This is a genomic window from Photobacterium sp. OFAV2-7 (assembly GCF_022347985.1).
In the GTDB taxonomy this organism is placed as follows: domain Bacteria; phylum Pseudomonadota; class Gammaproteobacteria; order Enterobacterales; family Vibrionaceae; genus Photobacterium.
Genome location: NZ_JAKRFQ010000269.1, coordinates 1 through 5,838 on the forward strand (window position 1 = coordinate 1; position 5,838 = coordinate 5,838).

The window sequence follows — 5,838 nt, forward strand, 5'->3', positions numbered from 1 at the left end:
GATCTTATCAGACAAGCCGTTTTCTTCTGCCACCAAGGCGCTTTTTGGCTCAAAGCGCACATCACCCTGTTCGAGGTGAGGATCAGTTTTATCTATGTAGGGAGGGTTACTGACCACGACGGCAAAGCGCTCGTCAGATGTCAGCGGACTGTACCAGCTTCCGGAAAGGAAGCGGGTATTGGTAATCTTCAAGTTTTGGCTGTTTTCCAGCGCCAGCTGGGCCGCTTCCGGTCGCAAGTCGATACCGGTAACGCTCAGCTCAGGCCGCTCCGAGGCAATTGCCAGGGCAATTGCACCGGTACCTGTTCCCAGATCCAGTACCGAGCAAGGTTCTGCTGGCACTTTCTCCAATGCCAGTTCAACCAACCGCTCCGTGTCGGGACGTGGGATAAGGGTATGAGGTGCCACTTTCAGCGGCAACGACCAAAATTCGCGTTCACCGACAATATAGGCGACCGGTTCGCCCGCCAGACGGCGACGCAACACAGTGTCGAACGCAGCAGACTGCTCACTGTCTAGCATTTTTTCCGGCCAGGTCAGCAAGTAACTACGCGGCTTGTCCAGCACAAAGCAAAGCAGTACGGCTGCATCCAGCTGCGGGCTGTCTGAGCCCGCTTCAACAAGCTGCTGCACTGTCTGCTTCAACAGCGCTTCGATGCTCAGTGGCATTAGCTTTGATCAGCCATGGCAGCCAACTGATCTGCCTGGTGTTCCTGCAGTACCGGCTGGATCAGGGTATCCATATCCCCTTCCATCACCTCGTTCAGGCGGTAGATAGTCAGGTTAATACGGTGGTCAGATACACGGCCCTGCGGGTAGTTGTAAGTACGAATGCGGTCCGAGCGATCGCCCGAGCCCAGCAAGTTGCGACGGGTGCTTGCCTCTGCTTCATGGCGTCGCTCTTCTTCTGCCTGAATAATACGGGCCGCCAGTACCGACATCGCCTTGGCTTTGTTTTTGTGCTGCGAACGCTCATCCTGACACTCCACCACGATACCGGTTGGCAGGTGAGTAATACGGATTGCAGAGTCAGTGGTGTTAACGTGCTGACCACCAGCGCCCGAGGCACGGAAAGTATCAATTTTCAGATCACCGGCATTGATTTCAGGAATTTCGGCTTCAGGCACTTCCGGAAGCACAGCCACCGTACAGGCAGAGGTATGAACACGGCCCTGAGATTCAGTTGCCGGCACACGCTGTACGCGGTGACCGCCAGATTCAAACTTCAGCACACCATACACGCCTTCACCGTTTACTTTGGCAATCATTTCTTTGTAGCCGCCATGCTCGGCATCGTTGGCACTCATCACTTCGATACGCCAGCCGCGGCTTTCGGCATATTTGCTGTACATACGGAACAGATCACCGGCAAAAATACCGGCTTCGTCACCACCAGCACCGGCACGGATTTCGATGAAGCAGTTACGCTCGTCGTTCGGATCTTTCGGGATCAGCAGTACCTGAAGCTCATCCTCAAGGCGAGTAATTTCAGCTTTCGCTTCCTTTACTTCTTCCTGCGCCATTTCGCGCATTTCCGGATCATCTTCTTTCGTCATTTCTTCAGCAGTTTCAAGATCCTCTTTCGCCTGCTGATAAGCCTGGAAACACTTGGTCACTTCTTCCAGCTGAGAATATTCACGGGAAAGCGCACGGAATTTATCCTGATCGCCGATCACGTCAGGATCGCCAAGCAGGTGCTGGACTTCTTCGTAACGCTCAACCAGCGTTTCTAATTTCACTAAAATTGAAGATTTCATAATCGACTTAACTATTGTGTTCCGGTCATGGCAAAGCACGGTGGCCCTGCCTCATATTAATTTTTGAACGACTCCAACCCCAGCGTCTCGCGGATCACCGCTAACTTTTCCGGCTCGCCATTATGCGCAGCCTGCTGCATTGCCCGGGTTGGTGCGTGGATCAGTTTGTTGGTCAGTTTGTTGCTTAGTTCCGCCAGTACTTTTTCTGGCTCACTGCCATTGGCTATAGCCTGCAGGCTTCGGCTCAGCAGCTCGGCCTTGATATCCTCGGCGTGACAGCGATACTGTCGAATACTGTCAACCGCCTCCAGCGAGCGCAGCCAGCTCATAAAGGCTGCACTTTCCTCGCTGACAATGGCCTCGGCCTGGATCGCGGCAACCTTGCGTTGCTCGCGGTTCTTCTCGACGATACTGTGCAAATCATCGACCGTATACAGGTAGGCGTCGTTCAACTCACCGACTTCCTGCTCGATATCGCGCGGCACGGCAATATCCACTAGCAGCATAGGCTGATGACGACGCGCCTTAATAGCTTTCTCGACCATGCCCTTACCGACAATCGGCAGCGGGCTGGCCGTCGAGCTGATCACGATATCGGCGCGCGGCAGGTAATCGGGAATATCCGGCAGGCTGATCACCTCGGCACCAAACTCCATGGCCAGGTTATCGGCGCGTTCTTTAGTCCGGTTGGCCACAATCAGCTTGTTGCAGCCCTGCTCAACAAGGTGGCGCGATACCAGTTCAATCGTCTCGCCTGCGCCAATCAATAATACCGTGGCCTCAGACAGCGACTCAAAAATTTGCTTGGCCAGGGTACAGGCCGCAAAGGCCACCGATACAGCATTTCCACCAATATCGGTTTCGGTACGCACCCGCTTAGCTACCGTAAAGGACTTGTGGAACAACTTCTCCAGCATACCATGTACGGCTTCATAATCACGGGCGTCAGAATATGACTGCTTGACCTGTCCCAGGATTTGAGGTTCGCCGAGCACCAATGAGTCCAGGCCGCAGGCAACCCGCATCAGGTGCCTCACAGCAGCCTGCTCTTCATGAAAATACAGGCTCGGCATCAACTCTTCGGCCGTGAGCTGGTGAAACTTGGTCAACCAATCAATCAGGATTCCCGGCCCGGCCTGGGTCACGTCACAATAGAGCTCGGTGCGGTTACAAGTCGAGACAATAACGCCACTTGTTACCTCCGGGTGTGCTTCTAACTGCTGCAATGCCTTGGTCAGCTTGTCCGGGGAAAACGCAACACGCTCGCGTAAGTCCACAGATGCCGTTTTATGATTTATTCCTAATGCAAGCAATGTCATGGAGACGGTGTACCAACTTCGCCGGTGAAAAAGATCCAGGGCGGGATTTTACTTGATGCCCCAACGTAATTAAAGAAAACTAACGCAATCAATCTGGCATTCCTGAGCAATTGTTGAAATTTAAATACCATTTATGGCCCAGATGCCTTAAGCAATTCCTTGTTGCAATTGGTATTATGGCCCAATTCTCGCTATTGTTTGCCTAAACCCACAAGTTAATTACAAACTATGCCATCGATTTCATTTGTTCGATTGTATTTACACTCGAAACGGTACTTGCTCGCCGCCATTTTGCCACTTTCCCTGCTATCCGGCTGTGCCAGCCAGGCACCAGTTTCCTCTCTAGTGGACTGGGAAACTCATCAGGCGTCGCTCCAGCAACTTAACCATTATGAGGCCAAAGGCCGGTTGGGCTATAAAGGCAAGCAACGTTTTGGTGCCAACCTGCTGTGGCGTACCGTCCCGCAGGCCGACCACCTGCTGCTGACCAACTTCCTTGGCAAAACCCTGCTCAAGCTTGATGCAACGCCAATCAGTGCCACCTTGATTTCCCACGATGGCCAGACCTATCAGGGAACCAATGCCTCACGCCTGATCCAGGAGCTGACCGATATTAATCTTCCCGTCGAGCAAATGCGTGACTGGCTGATAGGCCTGCCAACTGCTGCCGATACCTACCAGCTCAACAGCGAAAACCGGGTGGCCTACCTGGCGAAACAAATAGACCAGCAACTTTGGCAGCTCGACTACAACGAATATGACAACTCGGTGACTCCAGCCCTGCCGAGCCGAATGATTCTGTCGCAAGGGGACGTCCGTATCACCCTCATCATCAATGAGTGGGAAATCACCGAAAGCCAACAGCCATGAATACGAGCCACACTATGATTACCCGTACGACTCGCTGGCCCGCGCCAGCCAAGCTAAACCTGTTCCTCTACATCACCGGTCGCCGTCCTGATGGTTACCATGAGCTACAAACCCTGTTTCAGTTTCTGGATCACAGTGACACCCTGACGATTACCGCGAACGACTCCGGTAATATCACCCTTTCGCCGGCCATCGAGGGCGTCGCAACCGAAGACAACCTGATCTATCGCGCCGCCGATGCCCTGCGACAGGCGGCTGGCATCCGGGCCGGGGCAGAGATCCATATCGATAAAATCCTGCCGATGGGCGGTGGCCTGGGTGGCGGATCGTCCGATGCGGCCACCACCTTGGTTGCCCTGAACTACCTGTGGCAAGCCGGGCTTAGCGAGGATGAACTGGCCGAGATTGGTCTGAAGCTCGGTGCGGACGTGCCAGTTTTTGTCCGCGGAATGAGTGCATTTGCTGAGGGCGTTGGCGAAAAACTTCAACCGGCAGAGCCGCAGGAAAAGTGGTATTTGGTTGCCAAACCAGATGTCAGCATTGCAACTGTTGATATTTTCACCCATCCGGAACTAACCCGTGATAGCAAAAAAATGACGTTGGATGCCCTGTTGGCGGGGATTTACGAAAACGATTGCGAAAAAATCGTCAGAAGACTGCACCCCGAGGTTGATAAGGCGCTTTCGTGGCTGTTAGAATACGCGCCGTCAAGACTGACTGGCACTGGCGCTTGTGTGTTTGCTGAATTTAGCACTCAACAAGAGGCCAATGCAACACTGAATAAATTACCTGACTGGCTCCAAGGATTCGTCGCAAAAGGTGTCAACACATCTCCCCTTTTGACAGCCTTGAACGCACATTCTATGGATTGTCAGTAACTACAACTTGGACGCAACCTGAGGTTTCCACCGTGCCTGATATGAAGCTGTTTGCTGGTAACGCTACACCAGAACTAGCCCAACGCATTGCTGACCGTCTTTACATCTCTTTAGGAGACGCAACAGTTAACCGTTTTTCCGACGGTGAAGTCTGTGTTCAGATTAATGAGAACGTTCGTGGTAGCGACGTTTTTATCATTCAATCTACTTGTGCGCCAACCAATGACAACCTGATGGAACTGGTTGTTATGATCGATGCCCTACGCCGCGCTTCTGCAGGTCGTATTACAGCTGTAATCCCTTACTTCGGTTATGCTCGCCAAGACCGCCGCGTTCGTTCTTCCCGTGTGCCAATTACTGCCAAAGTAGTTGCAGATTTCCTTTCTAACGTAGGCGTTGACCGCGTTCTGACTGTTGATCTTCACGCTGAGCAAATTCAGGGCTTCTTTGATGTTCCAGTTGATAACGTATTCGGCAGCCCAGTTCTGCTAGAAGACATCCTGGCGAAGAACCTGGAAGATCCAGTGGTTGTTTCTCCGGACATCGGTGGTGTTGTACGTGCCCGTGCGATTGCCAAGCTGCTTGATGACACTGACATTGCAATCATCGACAAGCGTCGTCCACGTGCCAACGTTTCTCAGGTTATGCACCTTATCGGTGAAGTTGAAGGCCGTGACTGTGTTATCGTTGATGACATGATCGATACTGGCGGTACGCTGTGTAAAGCAGCCGAAGCACTGAAAGATCGTGGTGCCAAGCGCGTATTTGCCTACGCAACTCACCCGGTATTCTCTGGCAATGCGCCTCAGAACATCCGTGAATCAGTGATTGACGAAGTTATCGTGACTGACTCTATCCCACTGTCTCAAGCAATGGTTGATACAGGCCGCGTATCGGTACTGACGCTATCTGGCATGCTGGCTGAAGCGATTCGCCGCATCAGCAACGAAGAGTCAATCTCTGCGATGTTCGAGCACTAATCGCTCCCTATACCGAACAGTTCGGCATAGCGAT

General features: G+C 52.7%; 6 protein-coding genes. 3 read left to right on the forward strand and 3 right to left on the reverse strand.

Going from position 1 to position 5,838, the window contains the following annotated elements:
• The 3 genes from prmC to hemA form a co-directional block, all read right to left on the reverse strand.
• The coding region (prmC, locus tag MHN01_RS14205; RefSeq protein ID WP_239411940.1) for a peptide chain release factor N(5)-glutamine methyltransferase at nucleotides 1–669 on the reverse strand (669 nt) is incomplete at its 3' end.
• Entirely contained in the window at nucleotides 669–1,757 is a 1,089-nt protein-coding gene (gene prfA / locus MHN01_RS14210) for a peptide chain release factor 1 (RefSeq protein ID WP_239411941.1), read from the reverse strand. The genes prfA and prmC, both read right to left, overlap by 1 nt.
• A gap of 56 nt (nucleotides 1,758–1,813) precedes the next feature.
• Entirely contained in the window at nucleotides 1,814–3,076 is a 1,263-nt protein-coding gene (hemA, locus tag MHN01_RS14215; RefSeq protein ID WP_239411942.1) for a glutamyl-tRNA reductase, read from the reverse strand.
• Nucleotides 3,077–3,352: 276 nt separating this feature from the next.
• Here hemA and lolB point away from each other — a divergent pair, with 276 nt between their 5' ends.
• From lolB to MHN01_RS14230, 3 genes are read left to right on the forward strand one after another with little or no spacing between them, the layout of a single operon-like run.
• Entirely contained in the window at nucleotides 3,353–3,946 is a 594-nt protein-coding gene (gene lolB / locus MHN01_RS14220) for a lipoprotein insertase outer membrane protein LolB (protein WP_239411943.1), read from the forward strand.
• A gap of 14 nt (nucleotides 3,947–3,960) precedes the next feature.
• Nucleotides 3,961–4,824, forward strand: coding sequence for a 4-(cytidine 5'-diphospho)-2-C-methyl-D-erythritol kinase (gene ispE, locus MHN01_RS14225; protein ID WP_239411944.1), 864 nt, complete (start codon nucleotides 3,961–3,963; stop codon nucleotides 4,822–4,824).
• Nucleotides 4,825–4,856: 32 nt separating this feature from the next.
• On the forward strand, nucleotides 4,857–5,804 hold the full coding sequence (locus MHN01_RS14230) for a ribose-phosphate pyrophosphokinase (protein ID WP_139310451.1): 948 nt from the start codon (nucleotides 4,857–4,859) through the stop codon (nucleotides 5,802–5,804).
• Nucleotides 5,805–5,838: the final 34 nt, after the last annotated feature.